The organism is Tabrizicola soli, from assembly GCF_015999335.1.
In the GTDB taxonomy this organism is placed as follows: domain Bacteria; phylum Pseudomonadota; class Alphaproteobacteria; order Rhodobacterales; family Rhodobacteraceae; genus Tabrizicola; species Tabrizicola soli.
The window spans coordinates 87,528-109,087 of record NZ_JAEACP010000004.1 but is presented as its reverse complement, the minus strand read 5'-3'; the positions used below and the strand labels follow the sequence as shown (position 1 = coordinate 109,087).

At 64.9% G+C, this 21,560-nt stretch carries 8 protein-coding genes; 5 read left to right on the top strand and 3 right to left on the bottom strand.

From position 1 onward, the window contains the following. The first annotated feature begins 125 nt into the window (after window positions 1-125). The 5 genes from I7S92_RS04695 to I7S92_RS04675 are packed head-to-tail and all read left to right on the top strand — an operon-like array spanning window position 126 to window position 17,190. Window positions 126-3,077, top strand: coding sequence for a DEAD/DEAH box helicase (locus tag I7S92_RS04695; protein ID WP_197642329.1), 2,952 nt, complete (start codon window positions 126-128; stop codon window positions 3,075-3,077). Between the two features lie 4 nt (window positions 3,078-3,081). Then, window positions 3,082-8,028: an Eco57I restriction-modification methylase domain-containing protein gene (locus I7S92_RS04690; RefSeq protein ID WP_197642328.1), complete on the top strand. Its 4,947-nt coding sequence runs from the start codon at window positions 3,082-3,084 to the stop codon at window positions 8,026-8,028. Between the two features lies 1 nt (window position 8,029). Beyond that, the gene (locus I7S92_RS04685; protein WP_197642327.1) at window positions 8,030-14,443 is read left to right on the top strand and encodes a DEAD/DEAH box helicase; all 6,414 of its coding nucleotides are present in this window, start codon (window positions 8,030-8,032) and stop codon (window positions 14,441-14,443) included. Between the two features lie 8 nt (window positions 14,444-14,451). Beyond that, on the top strand, window positions 14,452-16,629 hold the full coding sequence (locus I7S92_RS04680) for a UvrD-helicase domain-containing protein (protein WP_197642326.1): 2,178 nt from the start codon (window positions 14,452-14,454) through the stop codon (window positions 16,627-16,629). 6 nt (window positions 16,630-16,635) lie between these two features. After that, the gene (locus I7S92_RS04675; RefSeq protein ID WP_197642325.1) at window positions 16,636-17,190 is read left to right on the top strand and encodes a transposase; all 555 of its coding nucleotides are present in this window, start codon (window positions 16,636-16,638) and stop codon (window positions 17,188-17,190) included. A 68-nt stretch (window positions 17,191-17,258) separates the two neighbouring features. Here I7S92_RS04675 and I7S92_RS04670 read toward each other — a convergent pair whose 3' ends face one another. The 3 genes from I7S92_RS04670 to I7S92_RS23120 all read right to left on the bottom strand — a co-directional run bounded on the left by I7S92_RS04670 (window position 17,259) and on the right by I7S92_RS23120 (window position 21,301). Continuing rightward, a complete protein-coding gene (locus I7S92_RS04670) occupies window positions 17,259-18,521 on the bottom strand; it encodes a hypothetical protein (protein ID WP_197642324.1) in 1,263 nt (420 codons plus the stop codon). 491 nt (window positions 18,522-19,012) lie between these two features. Next, window positions 19,013-19,201 (bottom strand): type II toxin-antitoxin system CcdA family antitoxin, encoded by a 189-nt coding sequence (locus tag I7S92_RS04665; RefSeq protein WP_119134708.1) that lies wholly within the window; start codon window positions 19,199-19,201, stop codon window positions 19,013-19,015. Window positions 19,202-19,273: 72 nt separating this feature from the next. After that, window positions 19,274-21,301: an AAA family ATPase gene (locus tag I7S92_RS23120; protein ID WP_197642323.1), complete on the bottom strand. Its 2,028-nt coding sequence runs from the start codon at window positions 21,299-21,301 to the stop codon at window positions 19,274-19,276. Window positions 21,302-21,560: the final 259 nt, after the last annotated feature.

Below are 21,560 nucleotides of genomic sequence, written 5' to 3'. Positions count from 1 at the left end.
GACGCGCAGGGTGTCGGGGCTTGCGGTTCTGATCGTGCGTCGGCGGAAATTTTCGAAAACCGAGCTGCCCGACCCCGGCGCATGGTCGGGGTTCTTACCGGTGACGGTCGTAAGATGGATACAAGATGAGTTCAGCATACCCCACCCCCGGGTCCGTCATCAGCCTCCGCTCCGCCACCTGGAAGGTGCTGGGCACCTCGACGCTGAAGCGCGGATTCCGGGAGATCCACTGTCGGGGCTTGAACGGTCTGGTTCGCGACAAGGAGGCCCGGTTCGTCTGGGACCTCGAGAAGGGGGCGCGCGTCCTTGACCCCGCCGCGGTCCGGCTCGTCCCGGACACGTCCCCCGGTCTGATCGACACGAAGCTGCATCTCGCGGCCGCGTTCCGGGCGACACCGACGACGACGCGTCGCCCCCTGACGCTGGGCCGGGCCGCGATTGACGATCTGACCTTTCAGCACCTCCCGGTGGAGCGGGCGCTGGCGCAGGACCGGGTTCGGCTCCTGATCGCGGACGATGTCGGCCTCGGGAAGACCCTGGAGGCGGGCCTGATCACCTCGGAACTCGCCCTGCGCGGTCGCGCTGACCGGATCCTGGTCGTCACGACCCGGGCCATGCTGACCCAGTTCCAGAAGGAGTTCTGGACCCGGTTCTCGATCCCGCTCTCCAGACTCGACAGCGCCGCGATCCGGCGGATGCGCAACAAGATCCCGGCCCATTACAACGTGTTCGACCAGTTCGACCGGTCCATCGTCTCGATCGACACCCTGAAACGGGACAACCAGATCCGGGACGCGCTGAAACATTCCTACTGGGACCTGATCATCATCGATGAGGCGCATAACGCGGCCGAACGGAAGTCGGCCGCCGGGTCGAACTCGCAACGGGCCGAGTTGGCGCAGCTCCTGTCTCGCCGAACCGACTCCCTGCTGCTCCTGACCGCAACCCCGCATGACGGGTCTCAGGAAAGTTTCGCGAGTCTTATCAGGATGCTGGACCCGACGAGGGTTCCGGACCCGACCCGGCTGCATCGGTCTGACATCGAGGATCTGGTCGTCCGCCGGTTTCGCTCGTCGCCGGAGGTGGTCGCCGATATCGGTCGAGAGGTCCCGAAACGCCAGCTCCTCCCACGCCGCTTCCCGCTCAGCCCTCAGGAAGAGGTGGCCTATCAGGCGATTGCGGACCTGCACCTCGATCTTGATGAAGAGCAGGCCCGGGGGCGCGCGATCGACCTGTTCCGGACCACGATCGCCAAGGCGATTTTTTCCAGTCCGGCCGCCTGTCGCGAGACGCTCGAGCGGCGGATCCGGGGGATAGAAAACGGGACCGCTCGCGGCACCCCAGCTGACCGGGACCGGCTACGGGCGCTGGCGGAGCACGTGGCCGCGATCGATACGGATGCCTTCAGCAAGTATCAGGAGCTCCTGCGCCTGCTGCGCCAGTTGAACTGGACCGGTCGGGCGGCGCGGGACCGGCTGGTCATCTTTTCGGAACGGATCGCGACCGTGTCCTGGCTCGCGGACCGGCTGCGCGAGGACCTGGGCCTTTCGGCCGACCAGGTGGCACGGGTGGACGGGGGAAGCGTCGAGGCTGACGTCCGGACCCAGGAGCTGATTGAGGCGTTCGGTCAGGAGCGATCACCGATCCGGATCCTGATCGCCTCCGATATGGCGTCCGAGGGGCTCAACCTCCATTTCCAGTGCCACCGGCTGATCCATTTCGACCTCCCCTGGTCCCTCCTCCGGTTCCAGCAGCGCAACGGGCGGATCGACCGGTACGGGCAGGACCGGCCCCCGCAGATCAGCTATTTCGTGGGCGAGAGCACGCACCCGAAGGTGCGACAGATGTGGGTCCTCGAGAAGTTGGTCGCGAAGGACGAGGCGGCCCAAGCCGGGGTCGGCGACCCGGCCGTTTTCCTCGGCGCGGGGGACGCGGACGGGGAGGAGGCTGTCGTCGCTGAGGCGGTCGCTACCGGCATCGGCGCGGAGGCGTTCGAGCGCCAGATGGACGCCCGGGCCGCGGAGGCCGTAACCCACATGTCGGTCGACGATGAGTTCGCGGCCCTCTTCGGGGATTACGCGGCCCCGGCTCCGACCGACGCGGCTCCTCCGACGGATCAAGCTCCGCCTCGCCTATACCCGGATACCTTCACTTATGCCCGGGCGATGATCGAGCGGCTCTCCCGGTCGGAAGGGCGCATCTTCCCGGAGCCACCCGGGATCTTCCCGGAGGACCGGGTCATCCGGCTCCCGATCCCGGACGACATGCGCGCGCGCGACGGGTTCGGTTATGCGAGCGAAGGGGCGGTTGATAGCCGGTTCATGCCGGAGGAGGCGGTCGGCCCCGGGGGCCGGATCGAGTTGACCGACCAACCCGGGGTGATCAACCAGGCGATCAACGACGCGAAGGCGCAGGAGCGGGCTTGGCCGACCGTTCAGTTCCTGTGGGACGGGCACCCGATCCTGCACTGGTTCGCAGACCAGGCCAGCACCTTCTTCCCGGAGCACGCCGCCCCGGCAGTGTCCCTACACGGACGCCTGCCCTCGGGGGAGGTGGCCGTGGTCCTTCACGGGGCGATCCCGAACGCGAACGGGTCCCCGGTCGTGGACCGGTGGGCCGTGGTGATCCGGTCGCCGGACGGGACCGTGCGGATCGAAGAGGTGGGCGCATTCTTGGAACGGACCCGGCTCGCCGGGGACACCCCGAGCCGCCCACTGGAGGACCTCTCGGCGGCGCAGGCAGCGATCCCGGTTGCGGTGGACCGGTTCCAGACGCACCTGGTAGATCTCCGGAAGGCGCGAGAAGCGGACATCCAGCGCGACCTCGACGCGGTTCTTGACCGGCTGTCCACCCTGGAGACACGGTTCCGAGCCCAGCTTACGCTTGATCTCGGCGACTTGCCCGGTACCGATGAGGGGCTCAGCCCGTTTGAGAAGAGACGCCTGACGATCCGCCGCAAGCGGGAACAGGAGATCGAGAAGCTGTTCCATGACTGGACAGACTGGTTCGAGCGGACCCGGAAGATGATTCCGGACCCGAACCCGCATGTCGACGTCAAAGTTGTGTTTGTGGGGTGACCGAATGGACCTGATCGGGATCGAAAACGAAGCGGAGTTCTTCCCGTCCGGGACCCTTTCGGACGTGCTGAAGGAGGAGCTTCAGGACATCACCGCCCGCTGGGCCGGTCTGGACCGGTCCGCCCATCCGGTCGAGCGGCTAGCCCGCGTCGCCGGCCCGACCGTCGAGGCGCTTCGTCAGGTGCGCAACAGTTCGGACCGGTCCCGGCGGGCCGAACTGGTCCGGGACGCGCACCACGACGTGTTGACCGCCCTCGGCTACGTGTGGCGGCGCGAGGGGGCCTATACGGCTCTCGAAGGGGCGCCGGTAATCCCACTCGTGTCCCGTGCAACAGATACCAGCGGTCGTGATGCGCTCTGGGTGATCGAGGCGCAGATCCCGGCCCCGGAGGACGAGGCGTCGGACCCGCTGGGGACCTGCTTCACGGAGGAGCAGCTTCCGCCGGACCTGCGCGAGGCAGCCCTACTGGATCGTACCATCGAGTCCGTCCTCGCCGAGGGGGTGTTCGAGCTGTCCGACGGCCCTCGTCACGTTCTTGTCCTCGGCCTCTCGCAGATCGTGCTGATCGACAAGAGGAAATGGCCGGCCCGGTCCGTCCTCCGGTTCGACCTCCAGGAGATCTTCGCCCGGGCGGACCGGGACACGCTCACCGTGATGGCCTGCCTGATCTCCCGCGAGGCGCGCGTCCCGGATCAGGGGGCGCCGATCTCGGATCGGCTCGAGGAGGAGGCGCAGCGAAACGCCAACGCGGTCACCACCTCTCTGAAGCGAACCGTCCGGGACGCGATCGAGCTGCTCGGCCAGGAGGTGATCGCGGTCACCGGCGGGAAGTACCCGTCCACCTTCCCGGACCCGGCCCGGCGCGGAGTCTGGATCGACGGGCCGGAGCTGTCGCGCGAGTGCCTGCGCTACATGTACCGGCTCCTGTTCCTGTTCTACGCGGAGGCGAACCCGCGCCTGAACCTCTTGGACATGCGGAACCCGATCTACGCGACCGGATATTCGCTCGAGGCGCTGCGTGAGCTGGAATCCGTCCCGCTCCGGACCACGGCGGACCGGGAGGGCACCTTCCTCTGGGAAAGCCTCCAGCGGACGCTTGATCTTCTCTACACCGGCCTCGACCTCGCCGATGAGGAACGAGGGACCGGCCTTCGCCTGCCGGCCGTCAAGGTGTCCCTGCTCGACCCGGAGAGCACGCCGCTCCTGAACGGGCTGCGGCTGCGGAACGAGGCGGTTCAGCGGGTGATCCGGCTGCTGTCGCTCCGATCCACCGGAAAGAGCACGGGCCGGATATCCTACGCCAAGCTCGGGATCGGCCAGCTGGGCGCGGTCTACGAGACCCTGATTTCGTTCACCGGGGTGGTCGCCAAGACCGACCTCATCGAGCTGAAACCCCGCAAGGGCCGGTCAAATGACGCGGCCGAGGACGGGGAGGAGACGGAAGCGCCCGAACCGGATGAGGACGCCGCGGAGGACCTGTTCGGTGAGGAAGAGGCCGAACAAGAGGACGCGTTCCGCCGTGACAAGGTGGACAAGTTGGCGCCCAGCTGGTTCGTCCCCCGCTCCCGGATCAACGAGTTCGCCCCCGATGAGATCGTCTTCAACGGTTCCGAGGCGCTCGTCTACGAAAAGGGGACCTTCATCTACCGGCTAGCTGGCAGGGACCGGGAAAAATCCGCCTCCTACTACACGCCCGAACCACTCGCCCGGCTGCTGGTCAAGCACGCGCTGATGGAGCGGTGCCGGGATCTGACCGCCGACCAGCTGCTGGACCTGAAGATCCTCGAACCCGCAATGGGCTCCGCCGCCTTCCTCGTGGAAACCACGAACCAGCTCGCCGACCTCTACCTGGAGCGGAAGCAGAAGGAGATGGGCCGAACCATCCCGCAGGAGGATATCGTCCTCGAGAAGCAGCGGGTCCGGGCCTATATCGCGGACCGCAACTGCTTCGGGGTCGACCTCAACCCGATCGCTGTCGAACTGGGGGCGATCTCGCTCTGGCTGAACAGCCTGCACGGGAGCGAGTTCTCGCCCTGGTTCGGAGACCAGCTTCACGCCGGAAACTCCCTGATCGGCGCGCGCCGGGCCGCCTACGCCCCCGCGCTTCTCAGCGCCAAGGCGCAGGGCGACCTCTGGTTCAACGGGAAACCCGATGAGATCGGCTGGCGCAAACGCCTGCCGGACGGTCACGTCTGGCAGTGGCTCCTGCCCGCCAAGGACATGGCGAACTTCGACAAGGACAAGTCGATCGCCCCGTTCGCGAAATCCGCGCAGGACCAGATCAAGGCGTGGCGCAAGGACGGCTTCTTCAAGAAGCTCGAACCCCACGAGATCAAGCTGGTCCAGAAGCTCAGCCGCGTCGCCGAGGCGCTGTTCGATCAGGTCGCCGAGGACCTCGCCAAGACCCGCGCCGCCGCGAATGACGAGATCACGCTCTGGCCCGGCAAGGTCATGCCCGGGAACAAGCGGCTGAACTTCCACGAGAAGGCCCGCCTGAACGCCCACCTGACCGGGGCCGACCACGCGACGAACACGCTCCCCTACAAGCGGCTGAAGACCGCGATGGACGCGTGGTGCGCCCTCTGGCTCTGGCCGCTGGACAAGGCGGACCTGCTGCCCGGCCGGGCGGAGTTCCTTCAGGGGATGGCGATGATCCTTGAGGGCGGGTTCACCGCCGACGGATCGCTGGCCGCCCCCAGCGTGGCGGAGTTCGCCGATCCGGCCCCGGACTTCCTCGATCTGTTGGAACCCGACGCCCCCGCGCGGGACCTGTTCAAGGCCGCCACCAAGCGGCAGGACGGGCTGTTCCGGGAAACGAACGTCGAGGCGCTGATCGAGAATTTCGACTGGCTGAAGACGGCGGTCGAGGTGGCCGAGCGCGAGCGCTTCGTGCATTTCGACCTGATCTTCGCGGATGTGATGAAGACGCGCGGCGGGTTTGACGTGATCGTCGGGAACCCGCCCTGGGCCAAGCCCTCGTGGAACGAGGGGCTGGTGCTGGCGGATATCGACCCGCTTCATGCGGGGCTGTCGGCCTCGGACGCGAAGAAGGTCCTGCCCGAGGCGCTGCCGAAGGCGCCGCCCGTGCGGCGCGAGGGGCGGCTGGTTCCGGCGGTCGAAGCCTTCCTTCAGGATTTCGTGTCGACCCGGGGGGCGATGGAGGTGACCTCGTCCGAAGTGATGAACCCCTTCGCCGGGGGGGGCTCGAACAACCTCTACAGGTGCTTCATTGACCTGTCGTTCCGGCTGGTCGCGCCGCAAGGGTATGCGGCGTTGATCCATCAGGACGGGCATCTGGGAGACCCCAAGTCGGGGACGTTCCGGCGGCACTGGTATGCGCGGATCGTAAAGCATTTCGGATACATCAACACGATCAAGTCGAAGAACTTCGCGGACGCCGCCCACTATATGCGGTTCAGCCAGAACATCTACCGTGGGAGCGACGCGGTCCCGGCTTTCGAGCAATTCACAACCGCCTTCTTGGCCCAACAGGTCGATGAGTCGTACGCGCACGATGGTGTTGGAGAGATTCCGGACATCAAGGACGTGGACGGGAAATGGGATACACGGGGCCACCGTGATCGCGTCATTTACATCGATCAAGGTGCACTTTCAGTAATTCATGCTCTTTCAGAAGAGGAGACGGTTCCGGTAGAGGAGGCTCGTTTCATTCAGCCCTATTCCGCCCGGACCCTCGACGTATTCCGCCAGATGGCTCGGTTCCCGAAACTGGACGCGGCGATCCCGAAGATTGAGCGCGCAGTCAGCACGACGACAGGCGCGCGTACAGTGGAAGTGCCGCTGTGGCAGCAGTCGCCGCACTGGAACGAAACAGCATCTCAAAAAGATGGGACAATCCGGAGGGAAACGACCTTTCGACCAGCGGATCAAATGATCCTTCAGGGGCCGCTAATTCATGTTGGAAATCCGCTCTACAAAACGCCCAGATCAATAAACCGAACAAAGGCCGATTATGACGTGATCGACCTGGCAGCGGCACCGGCAGATTACCTTCCGCGCACCAATTATGGTCCTGCGGTCGGTCTTGCTGAGTACAAAAACCGCATGACGCGGTGCCGCTGGGACCCTACGAGGAGCCATGCGGATTTCTACCGCGTCGCCTTGCGGCGAATGATCGCCCTGAACGGTGAGCGCAGCTTGATTCCGGCGCTTATCCCACCAGGCGTGGCTCATGTTGATGGAATAGAAAGTGTCGCGACCGAACGGGATGAGGACCGCCTGAACTTATGCACATTTGCATGCTCCCTTCCTTATGACTTTCTAATCAAGGCGTCGGGAACTTCAGATGTTAGGGACTCCCATATGGCGCGTTTCCCCTGGGTAGAAGTTGGACAGACAGCGCAGCACCGATCTTTGCGACTTTCTTGTCTAACATCACAATACGCCGAACTATGGAACCGCTCCTCTGCGACGCTTGCCGTTCTTCCGTGGTCGTCTCCTGATCCTCGCTTGCGCCTCGAGGGCCCCGTAGAGGGCCCCGCCACTTGGGATCGGAGCGCAGGGCTCCGAACCGAATTCGCCCGCCGCCTGGCGCTGGTCGAGATTGACGTTCTGGTTGCGCAAGCGCTCGGCTTGACCCTTGAACAACTCCTTGAGGTCTACCGTATCTATTTCCCGATCCTACAACAGTATGAGAGCGGAACTTGGTTCGACCAGAACGGCCGGATCGTCTGGACCTGCTCCAAAGGCCTGCCCGGCGTCGGCTGGCTGGACGACCGCGGCAAAAGCCCCGGTCGCGCAGCTTGGGAGAAGATCCTCGCCGACAATCCGGCGGAACTGATATGCACCGCCATCGACGACACGATGCCCGGCGGCCCCCGCACCGTCACCCGCCACTTCGTCGGCCCGTTCACCCAATGCGACCGGATCGAGGACTACCGCCGCGCCTGGGCCCATTTCGAGCGGTTGAAATCCGAAGAGGCCGCCTGAGATGAACCCGATCCTCCTCGCCCGTCATGTGCAGGACAGCCTGCGCGAACTGGTCCACACGACGCTGAACAGCACCAGCCCCGCCTTTGAGGGGATGGTGGACCGGTTCATCGCCGAGCCCGGAAACTTCCTGAAGGGGCCGTGGATCTCGGTCGATATGCCGTTCCGGCAGATCGACGGGGCGAAGGAGGGGACATGGGCGCAGCCCTTCCCGGAGGTGCCGCTGAAATTCGCGCCCTACCAGCATCAGACGGACGCCTTCGCCCGGCTGAGCGGGACGGCGATGCGCTCGACGCTGGTCGCGACCGGGACCGGGTCGGGGAAGACGGAATCCTATCTGTGGCCGATTCTGGACCACTGTCGGAGGCACAAGGGGAAGCCCGGGATCAAGGCGATCCTGATCTACCCGATGAACGCGCTGGCGACCGACCAGGCGCGCCGGATCGCGGATGCGCTAACCCGGATCCCGTCGCTGGAGGGGGTGCGGGCCGGGATCTATGCGGACGCGGAACCGCAGAACCCGGCGCATGAGGTGACCGAGGACAGCGTGATCACGCATCGCGAGACGATGCGAAAAAACCCGCCTGACATCCTGCTCACGAACTACAAGATGTTGGATTACCTGCTGCTGCGCGGCCGGGACAAGCCGCTCTGGGCGCAGAACGACCCGGAGACGCTCCGGTTTCTGGTGGTCGACGAGATGCACACCTTCGACGGGGCGCAGGGGGCGGACCTCGCCCTGCTGCTGCGCCGCCTGAAGTACCGGCTTAACACCCCGGAAGGACACCTGATCTGCGTGGGGTCTTCGGCCACGCTCGGCTCCGGCGAAGATGCGGCGACGGACCTGCGCAAGTACGCCGAGACCATTTTCGGCGAACCGTTCGATGCGGGTGCGGTGGTCCGGGAGACCCGGAAATCCCCCAACGAGGTGTTCGGTGACGCGGAGTATCTGGACCGGCCGGACCCCTCCGAGATCCACGGGGCCTTAGGCGAGGCGGCTGAGATGGACCAGTCGGGAGCCGCGCGACGGCTCGCTGCGTGCCTTTTCCCGGATCGGACCGACCCAGACCTCGCATTTCTGGACACAGGGGACCCGGCGGACCCGGCTTGGCGGATCGCACTCGGGGACCGGCTCGTCCAGCATCACCTGTGTCAGCGGACCCTGAAGATCATCGCCGAGCACAAGGGGCCCGCTTCGCTTGAGGCGATCGCGGCCGGGCTGGGACAAGTCCGGGTCCTTCGTGACTGGCCCGAAGCAGACCTGACTGCGCTCGCCGAGCTGGTCGTAGGGCTGGTCGCCTGGGCCCGGTCCGGATCGGCCGAGAGCCCGCGCCCCCTTTTCAACGTCCGGCTCCAGCTCTGGATCCGGGAAATGGCCCGGATGGTGACAACCCTGCCACGGCTCGAAGCGGGCGGGGTTCGTTCACAGATTGACCTGTTCCACGAGATGGACCTGGAAAGGGACCAGCTTCGCCGGGCCCTTCCGGTCGTGAACTGCAACCGGTGCGGGGCGACCGCGCATCTCGGACGGCAGGACGCCCGGTCGAAGTCGCTTCATGCGGACCTGGAGCAGCTCTACCAGGAGTTCTTCGACGAGAACGGGGCGGATCGGATCCGGCTTATTTATCACGAGTCGATCGACCGGATGGTCCCGGCCAGCGGCGCCGGTGGTCAGATCGTGAAGGGGGTCCTGAACGCGGAAACGGTCGAGTTCACCCCGGCCGATCACAAGGATCTCGGCCCGGGACCGGCCTCGCCGGTCTGGTTGTACAACCCGACCGACGCGAACGGACGGATCGACCGGACCTGTCCCGCCTGCGGGCAGGCGCGCGGGCTTCTCCTCTTCGGGATGCGGGCGGCGCGCTTGACGACCGGCATCACAGGTACCCTTTACACATCCGAACAGAACGAAGAGCACCCCGAGGCGAAACCCCGCTTCCTGATGTTCTCGGACTCGGTTCAGGACGCAGCGCACCGGGCGGCGGTGGCCGAAACCCGGAACGCACTGTCGGTCTACCAGAAGGCACTCTACGGGGCACTTCGGTCCGCGGAAACGGGCGCGATGACCCTGAAAGAGGTGATCGAGGACGTCCCGCGCGCCCAGTTGAACGACCTCGGCCCGGACGGGTTCACAGCGCTGTTCATCCCGAAGGAGTTGACCTGGCGGCGGCGCTACCGGGAGCTGGTCGAAAGCGGGACCACCATCACCGACCCGGTGTTTCTCGACCATATCCGGATCAGGCTCGGCTGGGAGTACTTCGTCGACCTGAGCTACCGGGCGCATTTCAACCACACGCTTGAGCTGAACGGCATGGCGGCGGCGGACGTGCCCACGGATCTGCTGCGCCTGTCCGCGGAGCGGCTGGCACGGGAGCTGCGAAACGATCTGCCGGGCGCGCCGGAGTTCGACCCGGCCCTTCTGACCCGGCTCCTCGCCGGGGTGACGCAGCGGATGCGGCGGCAGGGGTCCGTGGCGCACCCCTATCTCGAGAGCGCGATCGCGAACGGGAAAGGGAACTACGGGCTGAACTGGTACGCGGCCGCCATCCAGGTGGGCGTGGGGAAGACCGGTTCCCTGCCAAGCCCGGACAGCCGGCGGGGCCTCGCGCCGATTCCGGTGACCCTCGGCGCCGCCCCGACCGGGTTTGAGAAGATCACCCGGACCGGCCCCGCGAGCTGGTACCGGGACTGGCTGTTCCGGCTGATCGGACCGTCCGACCTGCGCTACGGCGCGGACCCTGACGCGATCTTTCCGCTCCTCCTGCGCCGACTTGAGGCCGACGACATCGTCCGGCGCGTCAACGGCCCGGAGGGGCAGAACCGGCATGCCTGGCTTCTCGTGCCGGAACGGGTCACCGTATCCACCGCCACGATCGGGCTGTGCTGCGATTTGTGCGGTCGGCGCGAGACCGGGCTTTCGGAGAACGCGGCTGTCCTCATCGGCTCCCCCTGCACGCGGATCGGCTGTGACGGGCACCTGGCCGCGGTCGAGCAGGCTGACCGACCCGCCCTGCGCCGCGCCCTCCGGTCGGACCGAAACCACCGGGTGGTGGCGCGAGAACATACCGGCATCCTCGAAACGGATGAGCGGCTGCGGATCGAGACCGGGTTCATCAAGAGCGAAACCCGCTGGGCCCCGAACCTGATCTCGGCCACTCCGACCCTCGAGATGGGGATCGACATCGGCGACCTGTCCACCCTCCTTCTGAGCTCTGTCCCCCCGGAAGAGGCGAATTACGTTCAGCGAATGGGGCGGAGCGGGCGGCGCGACGGAAACGCGCTGAACATGGTGCTGGCGAATGCGCGTGCCCATGACCTCCAGTTCTGGGAAGACCCAACCCCGATGCTGGCAGGCCAGGTCCGACCGCCAGGCGTGTTCCTCGCAGCCGAAGAGGTGCTTCTGCGCCAGGTGACCGCCTACACCCTCGACGCCTATGTCGCGGCCTCAAAAGAAAGCGGGGATTACGGGAAGGTCCGGGACGTGCTGAAGCGCCGGGCCTCCGGCGCGACCGAAGGGTTCCCGGTCGAATGGCTTGAACTGGTTCGCGAAACCGGGCCGGAACTGGCAGACCGGTTCCTCTCTGGCCTGCCGCAAGAGGTGCAGGACCGGACAGATCTGGCCGACAGGATCCGATCTTACCTGACCGGAACGGACCCGAAATCGATCGGCTGGCGCGTCGGGGAGGCCTTTGACGGGGCTGCCACCGAACGGGCCCGGCTGGTGGAAAAGCGCGAGGAAGCGACCAAGGAACTTGGTCGGCTCAAGAAGCGCCGGGCCGAGCTGACCGATGAAGAATATGAGCGTCGTGAACAGGACCTGACCCGGGACCGGACCGAGATCAACCGTCTGATCCGAAGCGGGATCGACGATGTGCCGGTGATCAAGTTTCTGACCGACAAGGGAATCTTGCCGAACTACGCCTTCCCCGAAGAAGGGGTGAAACTGACCTCGATCCTGTCGCGGCGCAACGATGGCGCGACAGCACGGGACGAGGACGGGCTTCTGCACGTCGAATACTCCCGGCCCGCCAGCTCCGCCCTGTCGGAATTCGCGCCGGGCCAGTTCTTCTACGCCAACGGGCGCCAGGTGCAGATCGACCGGATCGAGATCGGCAAGGAAGATCTGGCCGGCTGGACCTTCTGCCCAGCCTGTTCGCATGTCGCGCACCGGATCGAGGGGGCCGAGACCCGCACCTGCCCGCAATGCGGGGACGAGATGTGGTCGGATAGCGGCTCCGCGCATGACGTGGTGCAGCTCAAGTCTGTCATCGCGATCGACAGCGAGGAAAAGGCGGCGATCCGGGACGGGGATCAGCGGGACCAGCGTCAGTTCGACCGGGTTCTCATGCCCTTCCATGGGCCGGAAGACATCGCCGCCTCCTGGTTCACCAGCCGGGAAAACGGCGCCCCGTTCGGTTTTGAATTCCTGCCCAGCTGCACGTTCCGGGACTTCAACTTCGGGACGAAGTCCACCCTCCCCGGGCCGCGGATCGCGGGAGAGCGTCGGCCCGCACAGCCGTTCCGGATCTGTCGTCACTGCGGGTCGCTTCAGGGTCCCCCACGCGGCGAGGACGATCGAGGAACCCACCCGCCGAACTGTCTTGTCATGCGGGATGAGGACCTGCTTCGCGAGCAGTGGGAAACCGGCGTGTTCCTGATGCGCAAGTTCAACACCGAGGCGATCCGGATCGTGATCCCGGTGGTCGGGGACGCGGATGATGATGATCTGAAGAGCTTCGTCGCGGCGATCAACCTCGGGATGCGGCGTCACTTCGCGGGGAAGGTGGACCATATCCGGTCCACCATCTTCCAGGCGCAGCTGAACGGAATGACCACGGTTCGCAGCCTTTACCTCTACGATTCCGTGCCGGGCGGATCAGGCTATCTGCGTCAGATCGCGGAACACCCGAGCACGATGCGTGAGGTTGTCAGCCGCGCGGCGGAGGCGCTGCGGGACTGCCCCTGCAACCAGGAGCCGGACCGGAACGGGTGCTTCCGCTGCGTGAAGCCCTACAGGTCACAGTTCGGTCCCGGCGAGCCGGATCGGGACCGGGCGCGACAGATGATGGAGGCTATCCTCCAGAAATGGGACAGCCTGACCCAGACCGAGACCGGGATCGACGCGTCAATTCGGGGCGCGCTGGTCGAGAGCGTGCTGGAGAAGCGGCTTCTGCGAGCCCTCTCCGGCTTTTACGGAGATGGGGCGCTGACCCCGCAGGTGCTGCCGGGCGGACGGCGTGGGTTCGTGCTACGCGCGGGGCGTCCGGACGCGCCGCGCCTCTGGACGATCGAGCCTCAGGTGCAGATTGACGCGCGGTTCCGGGGCCTGCCCCGCAAGCGTGTCGACTTCCTTCTGACCCCGGTTGGCCGCAGCGGCGGCCTGCCGATCGTCATCGAAATGGACGGGATCGAGTATCACGCGGGTACGGTCGCCCAGGACCTGTTGGACCGGATGTTGATGATCCGGTCCGGGCAGGTGCGGGTCTGGACCCTGTCCTGGCGCGACCTTGACCCGGAGGACAAGGGCTACCTGAACCCGCTCTCTGAAACCGCCCTCGGGGCGCAGATGACCGGGCCCCTTGGGCGTGCGCTGGCGCATCCGCTGCTCGCCCCACATGCAGAAGCGGTCCGGACGCTTCAGACCATCAGCACGCTCGATGCAATGAGGCGCCTTCTGGACGGGGATGCGGACGGGGATGCGGACGGGGATACGGTGATCCGCTCCGTCCTGATCCGGGGCCTCGTGAAGGGCGGTCGCCCCATCGACCAGCTTCCCCGGCAGGCGGCCCTTTCAGAGGCGGGGCGCCTGTTTCTCTCCGGTACGCAGGCGGTGGAACAGGTCGGGGTCGGGGCGCTCGATCTCTATTTGGCCTGTGAAAAGATCTCGCCCACCGAATGGACTCAATCGGATCGCGACCTTCGGCTTCTCCTGCGTTCGGTCCTGCCCGATCCGGGCGAGGTTCCGGCCGCGAAAACCCTCTACACGGAGGCCTGGCGCGGGCTCTGGCGGATCGTGAACCTGTTCCAGGGCGTGCGTGGTCTTCATGTCGAGTTCGACGGGCTGGACACGTTGGCCCCACCCGACATGGTGGAACCCGTTGACCAGGGGGATCAGGGCCCCGGGTTGGCCGCATGGGAAGAGGCGCGGGCGCTGTGCGACGACGCGTTCCACCCGTTGATTGACGCACTGATCGCGGCCGAGGCGCCCGGGCCGGACCACTTCGGGGACGATCTGGTTGCGGGCGGACGCGTGGTGGGCGCGATGGAATTCGGATGGTCGGATACCCGCGTCGCGGTTGCCGAGACATCCCATGAGGGGGTCGGCTGGGCGCTGATCCCGTTTGATCCGGAAACCGATCAGATCGGGGAGACGGTCTCGCGAATTATCACGGCCCTTCAGGAGGCACGGACATGACAGACACAATGAACAAGCGGGTCTCCTACGACATCGGCTGCATGAAGAGCCTGCGGAAACTGCCGGACCGGGTCGCGCTCCGGTTCATGGACCTGATGACGAAATATATGTCGGACCCTTCCGCGAATGGGCTGAACTTGGAAACGGTGGAAGGATCGAGGGACAGCTCGATCAAGTCCTTGCGGGTCGACCAAGGGTACCGGGCCATCGCCTTCGAGGTCGGCCGCGACATCATGTTCGTGCACGTCAACGAACATGACAAAGCCTACCGCTGGGCGGCAGGGCGCCGGGTCAAGCTCGACCCGGAAACGAACCGAATTCGGGTGATCGAGGAGGTGGACGCGGTTATCGAACCGGTGGCGACGCCGGACACGTCCGCTCCTCGCCTCTTCGATGAGGTTACAGATGCACGGCTGCGCGCCCTCGGAGTGCCGGAGGAGGAGCTGACGGCCGTCCGCCAGATTCCCACGATCGAGGCGCTGGAGGACGCGGAGGACCGGTTCGACCCGCTCACTTATCAGATCCTTTACGCGGTCGCGGCCGGTTATGCGGATGAGGAAATACAGTCCTTGACCGGGGTCGGCGCGGAGCCGGACGCGGAACCGCCGCAGCCCGCCGTAGAGTTGACCTTCGGGAAGTTGATCGAGACCGAGCAGAGCCGCCAGACCATCTTCATCCCGGAAAGCGAGGCGGAGCTGCGCCGCGTTTTCGAGGAGGGGCTTGAGGGCTGGCGCGTGTTTCTGCACCCCGAACAGCGCAAGATCGCCTACCGGGACTATAACGGGCCGGTCCTGGTCCGCGGCGGGGCCGGTACCGGCAAGACCGTCGTCGCGATGCACCGGGCCAAGCACCTCGCAGACCAGATCAAAAACGATCCGACCCGATCCGGCCAGCGGGTCCTTCTGACCACCTTCACGACCAGCCTCGCGCATGACATCGAGGCGAACCTCCGGACCCTGTGCCCTGACCATCTGGACGCCCGCCCGCCGCGGATCGAGGTGATCAACCTGGACCGCTGGGTGTCCCAGTTCCTCAAGCGCAAGAGCTTCGCGCGAGAGGTCGCCTTCTTCGGGGAAGCGAGGGACCGGCTGGATCAGGTCTGGAAGGAGGTCTTCGATGATCACGAGCTGCCCGAGGGCCTGTCCGAGCCGTTCGTTCGCGCCGAATGGGCGCAAATCGTCCAGGCGAAGGGTCTGACCGATCAGAAGGGGTACCTGAAGACGTCCCGGGCCGGCCGGGGCACACCGCTCGACCGCAAGAAACGGGCAGCGTTGTGGGACATCTTCGCCGATTACCGGGCCCGGCTGATCAGCGAAGGGCTGGCGGAGCCTGACGACGCTTACCGCGAGGCGACCGAGATCCTGACGGCGGAGGCGCCGAACCTGCCCTATGCGGCGGTGATCGTCGACGAGGCGCAGGATATGGGCGAACAGGCGTTCCGGCTGATCCGTGCGATCGTTCCGGAGACCCCGGCTGGCGACCGGAACTCCCTCTTCATCGTGGGCGATGCGCACCAGAGGATTTACGGGCGCCGCGCCAGCATGTCGGGCTGCGGGATCAACGTGCGCGGCCGCTCGAAACGGCTCCGCCTGAACTACCGGACGACGCAGGAGATCCGGGCCTGGGCTGTCTCGGTTCTCGAGGGGGTCAGCGTTGACGATCTTGATGAGGGGACCGATACCCTGCGCGGTTATGTCAGCCTCATGCGGGGGGCCACCCCGGAGCTGGTCGGGTGCCGGACAGAGGCGGAGGAGCTGGACGGGCTGGTGGCCTGGGTCCGGGCCCTGCCGCCCGACCAGATCCGCCTCTCCGACATCGGGGTCCTGTGCGCGCGTCGCGCCGACGCGGACCGGGTTCAGGCGACGCTCCGCGCGGCCGATATCGAGACGGTGATGCTCCAGTCCGGCGCTGATGACCGGTCCATCCCCGGGGTGCGGATCACGACCATGCATCGCGCGAAGGGGCTCGAGTTTTTCGCCGTGGCGATCCCGTTCCTGTCCGAGGCCGCCTTCCCGCCGCAAGGGGCGCTCCGCGCCGCCGTCGACCCGGCCGACAGGGAGGACATCGTCATGCAGTACCGGTCCCTCCTGCATGTCGCGGCGACCCGGGCGAAGAAGGCGCTGCGGGTGTCGTGGTCCGGTACGCCGACCAGGCTGATCAGCGATCAGACCCACAGCCTGGGATGAGGTCCGGTGAGCCGAAAGCGCCGGAAAGAACGCGTTTTTGACGTCGAGGCGCGCATAGACTGGATGGAAATTTATCGCACGCTCCCCATCGGTGGCGTCCGGCAGGCCTTCCCGGATACGGCGTCCTGTCAGCGGCGCTTGGCGGATGTGCGCTGGCCGTCAGGGGTGACATGTCCCTCCTGTGGCGACCGAAATATCGGGCTGATTGAATCACGGTCGCTGTACCAGTGCCGCCAATGCCGGACGCAGTTTTCGGTGACGGCGGGAACGACCATGCACCGGTCACGGCTCGATCTCAGGACATGGTTCATCGCCGCCAGCGATGTCATCACCGCCTACGCGAAGGGGCTGGAAGAGGAAAATCTGACCGGGCATGGGCTCGCCCACCGGTACGAGATTTCCTATGTCGCGGCCCATCGCCTAAAAACGGCCCTCGTGAAGGACTTGCGTCAACCCGGGAACCTGTTGCGGGCCTGTATCTGCACCGAAGAGCTCCCGGTGTCCCGAGAACCAAATTTGGCGCCCGAAGATTGGTACGCCGTTCTATGGGCGGCAAAGTAAGGCGATCGTATCCGCCCTGCTCTGGGCTCTATTCGATCAGCTGGCGCTAGAGAATCAGAGATCACACTTCACATTCTTTTTAGACGTTCGATGTTCTGCCAGAGCTGGTCACGCTTTTTTTTCACACTGTGGAATTGTTGCGTTATCGCTTGTCTCTTTTTCTCCGAAAACCACGCATATTCCCTCTCTTGCTGAAGCCGAAGCATCAGCGCGTCAAATTTATCAAGATCCTGTTGAAGCTTCGGAAGATCTGCAACTGGGACCGGGTCGACCGGGACAGGTAGTACCCTCTGCACATTCGGGGTGCTTCTCGCTTCCCGAGGTTTCTTAGTTTTTTTAGATTTTTGAGGACTTGTTGAAGGAGAGCGAGACGGCTGATTTTGTGATCTCTGCCGCCGTGGCCGGACGATTGGTGATTTTTCGGTGGGCGCCTCGGTCAGTGCGATCAAAAAAAATGCTAGTCGGGGTGTCCATGACGCTCCGCTGGCTGTTCTTCTGCTAGATGCATTCAAATAATGCGAGACGAGCTTTGGTCCGACAATGTTACGACTTGCGAGAGAGAATAGGATGTCCCTGTATTGAGCGACAAGCTCTTTCAGGGATAGTGTCGCACTTTGGAAGTGATGTCGTTCGGAATCTCGAAGCTCGTATTTGCTATTTGGGATTTCGTTAGGATCGGGTTCTACTTCGTCCTGTTCCGCGATCTTTTCTACGACCTGACCGTCGACGACTTCTATATGCTCTAAAGTGTCGCGTCGAACAAACGAAAAGACATCTCCACGCGCGCTGAGCAAATCACCTTCATCGAGAACCTTTTCTTTTGAATATATTGAAAAGTTCGATCTGGTTATTTCGAGCGAAGATACGCTTTCCGTAGCTATCCATAGCCTACCTTTTTCAAATACCGCCTCAACGACGATATGTAAGGTCCATTCTGAGTATTTATGATCTCGTGAGCTTACAAAGAATGTACCTGCGCCCCGATCTGCTTCTATAATCTCGTGTATCTGGCTGGTTGACCGCCGCGTTGGCCCTGTAAAACGACCTGAGCTGGAAGGTTGAGTGTTATCGGTACACTCATGTTTGGGCCACGGGGGGCCCAGTTCGTTGAAATAAACACGACTTCCATAACTGTTCGCGTAGAAGAAAACGGACTGCCCGCAAACCGGGCAGCGTGCGTTTGGGTTGACGAAACAGGACGTGAAACCGCTTACACTATGGGACTTGAGCCGGTTTCTAGCAGAATCGACCGCTGAGAACTGGAAGCGCCCACCGCCACCGCCGGTGCACCAGCCGCAAGAACACCACGGATAGTGATTGTACCCTGTCACTCCCCACCCTTTCCGCCATATGAAGTTAAAGCTTGTTTCAAAGATGATCGGAAAACAAGTAGGGGCCTTAATCGCGGGTACGCGCCAAAGCCTCCTGTTTTGACAGTGGGCTACTTTCTGGATGAGACCGTCGGCTATTCACGGCCGCGCATTCGACCAGCGCCTACGTCTCGTCCTTGTCCTCGGACCGCTTCTTGATCTTCTTCATGTATTTCGCCGGCAGGCCGATCTCGCCCTTTCGGAAGCCACGGAACACCAGATTCTCCTGCTGGAGCTGGGACGGGGTAACCTCGCCCCGACGCAGCCGCTCCTCGTCCCTTTCGCGGGAGCGGGCTTTCGCTGCGGCTCGGATTTTGAACAGGTCTGACAAGATGATCTCCTAGTTGAAGTGTAATGGAAAATCCCGGTCGCGTCACGTCGCGTGAGTGGTCGAACCGGGTCTGGTCGTCGGTATCCGGGAGGGTGCGCGGCGTGAACCGGCACCCGTTCTTTTACGTCTCGGTGGTGCTGGACCCGGTCCCGGCACCGCCTTCGCGGTCCTGGTCCACCTGATGCCGGCGGCGTTCCGCCTCGATTTCCCGGACCAGGGCTTCCTCCACGATCAGGGACAGATCGAGCCCCAAGCGGCGGGCGGCGTCGACCATTTCAGCGTTCAGCCTCGGGCGTATCTTGATCTTCATGGGGTCCTGCTCCGACACCGGTACGACACGCCAGCCGGACCGCAGGGGGCGCACCCCCGCGGCCCGGGATCATCACTCCACCCCCGCCGACGTGAGGCCTTCGGCACGGACCGGCTCCTGAACGATATCGGACAGGAGATCGGCGATCAGGCCCGCGTCCAGTTCCCTCCGCTCGGACAGGGCCCCGGCGACCCGCTCGACGGCGGTACGGTGCCGGTCCATCGCGGCCCGCGCCTCGGTCTGCGCCACCTGAAGAGAGGCTTCGATCCGCTGGCGCAGCGCCTCCGGGAGCAAGAAATAGGGCGTTTCGAGCGGCACCCAGGTCAGCGTCGGGCCGAAGCCCAACACGAATTCCGCCTCCATCGCGAGCCGGGTCGCTTGCGCCAGGTCGCTTGTAGCCCCGGTTCCGCCGCCGGAGGAGATGTCGCCCAGCAGAACCTCCTCGGCGGCCCGGCCGGCAAGGACGGCGCACTGGTATGCCCGTATGCTCTCGCGCGTGTGGCTCGGCTTACCTGGTCGCAAGACCTCTCCGCCGGTCGGGGTCACGCGCGCGGAGGTGGCGGCCGGGAGCCCAAAAACGGCGCCGGCGACAAGGTGCCCGGCCTCATGGAGGCAGACCCGCCACATCAGATCGGGGTCGAGCGGGGGCTGGACGGCATCGGCGGCCGCCTGGACGTGGTCAGCAGAGAAAGGCTTCCCCTCGGCACGCGCCCGGGTCCGCGCATCCCGGACAAGCGCGGTGAGTTCTGCCCCCGTCCGCCCCATCATCTGGTCCGCGAGGCGATCCAGATGATCCTCCGTCATCATCCCCACGAGGGCGGACGAGAGGAATGTCCGCACGCCGCCTCGGTCCGGCGGATTGACCCGGATATGCTTGTCGAAGCGCCCGGCCCGGATCACCGCGGGATCGATCCGGGCGACATCGTTTGTAGCGGCGACAAGGATGACACCTTCAGTGGCAGAGAGCCGGTCCAAGGTCGTCAGGAATCCGTTCACGACCCCCACCATGTACCCGGTTGTCGACTGACCACGATGATGAAAAGAGTCGATCTCATCCACGAACCACTCCGCCGGCGCGCCAGCTTGCGCGCGATCCGCGGAGGCGTTCAGCTCGCGCAAAAAATCACCTTGATGTCCCATTTTTTGGCAGTCAGAGTAACTCGTCTTGACAAAAGTGATCCCGGAACTTCCCGCAAGGGCTTGTGCGAGCATCGTTTTTCCGGTCCCGGGTGGTCCCACCAGCAGGAACGATTTTGTCACCTCGCTCCATTCAAGTCGGCCTGCGCGCCACTCCTGAAGATCGCGCACGACCTGGCGGAGCGCGGCGACGGCTTCCGGCTGGCCGTGCACGTCGTCCAGCGTCGGGCCGGCGGAAACCGCTGGGCGCTTGACCGCGATGCGGCGCAGGCGGTCCGCTGCTTGATCGGCGGTTTCCGCCGCGAAGACGGGCGCAAGGTGGATCGCCGGCACCAGCGCCAGATCCGCATCGTCCATGGGAATCAGAATCTGCTGGGTCGGGTGCAGCACCTCCAGCAAGGCCCCCAGCATCCGCCGGTCCACGGGCGGCAGAATGACCCGCACGGACTCGAGCGCGAGCAGCTCCGCCGGGAGGCGTTCTGGCCGAGACGTCCCGACGATCACCGGCTTACCCCGCTCGACCAGCCCCTCGACGCGGTGGGTGAGTTCCTTGATCGACCGGTCGACCGTGGAGCCGTCTTCGATGGCGACGACAGGCGCTTGTGCGCCCTTCGGGCGGACGATGGGCAGATCCGGCAGGATCTGGGCGAAGCGCCGGCGGTCCTCCGGACCGGAAATGATGACCGTCGACAGAAGCCCGGGCTCCGGCCTGAGCGGCTGATCGCAGGACGCCGCGGCCCCATAGATCCGGAGGATCATCAAGGCCATCAGCATCTCCGAGGGATCAGGCCGAAACTCCGAAACCGGATCATCCGCTTCATCCAGCGCACCCAGCTCGAGATCGTCGTCATCGTCGCCCTCGAGCCCCGGGTCCAGCTTCACGACGGGCGCAGGCGGGTTACCCTTGGCGATGTAGGCCAAGGCCTCGTGCAACCCCGGCAGGGGCGGCAGCCCCTCGATCACGTCGGCTCCGGGAGGTGGGTCTTGTGGGTTAGGCGGTGGTTTCGTCATGGTGGGCTCCTCGAGGGTAAAGGATATCGGTCGCGCAAATGCGCGTTCTCGTTTGTGCGGGGTGTGATGAGTTGATCGAGGCGTCAGGGCCCGGACCGAATGGCCGGGACCGGGCCGGTCAGACGACGGATCAGCGTCCGTCAGGGGTGAGGCGTGGTCTCATTTTGTTCTCCTGTACACTCTTGGGATACACGAGACAGACATCATCTTC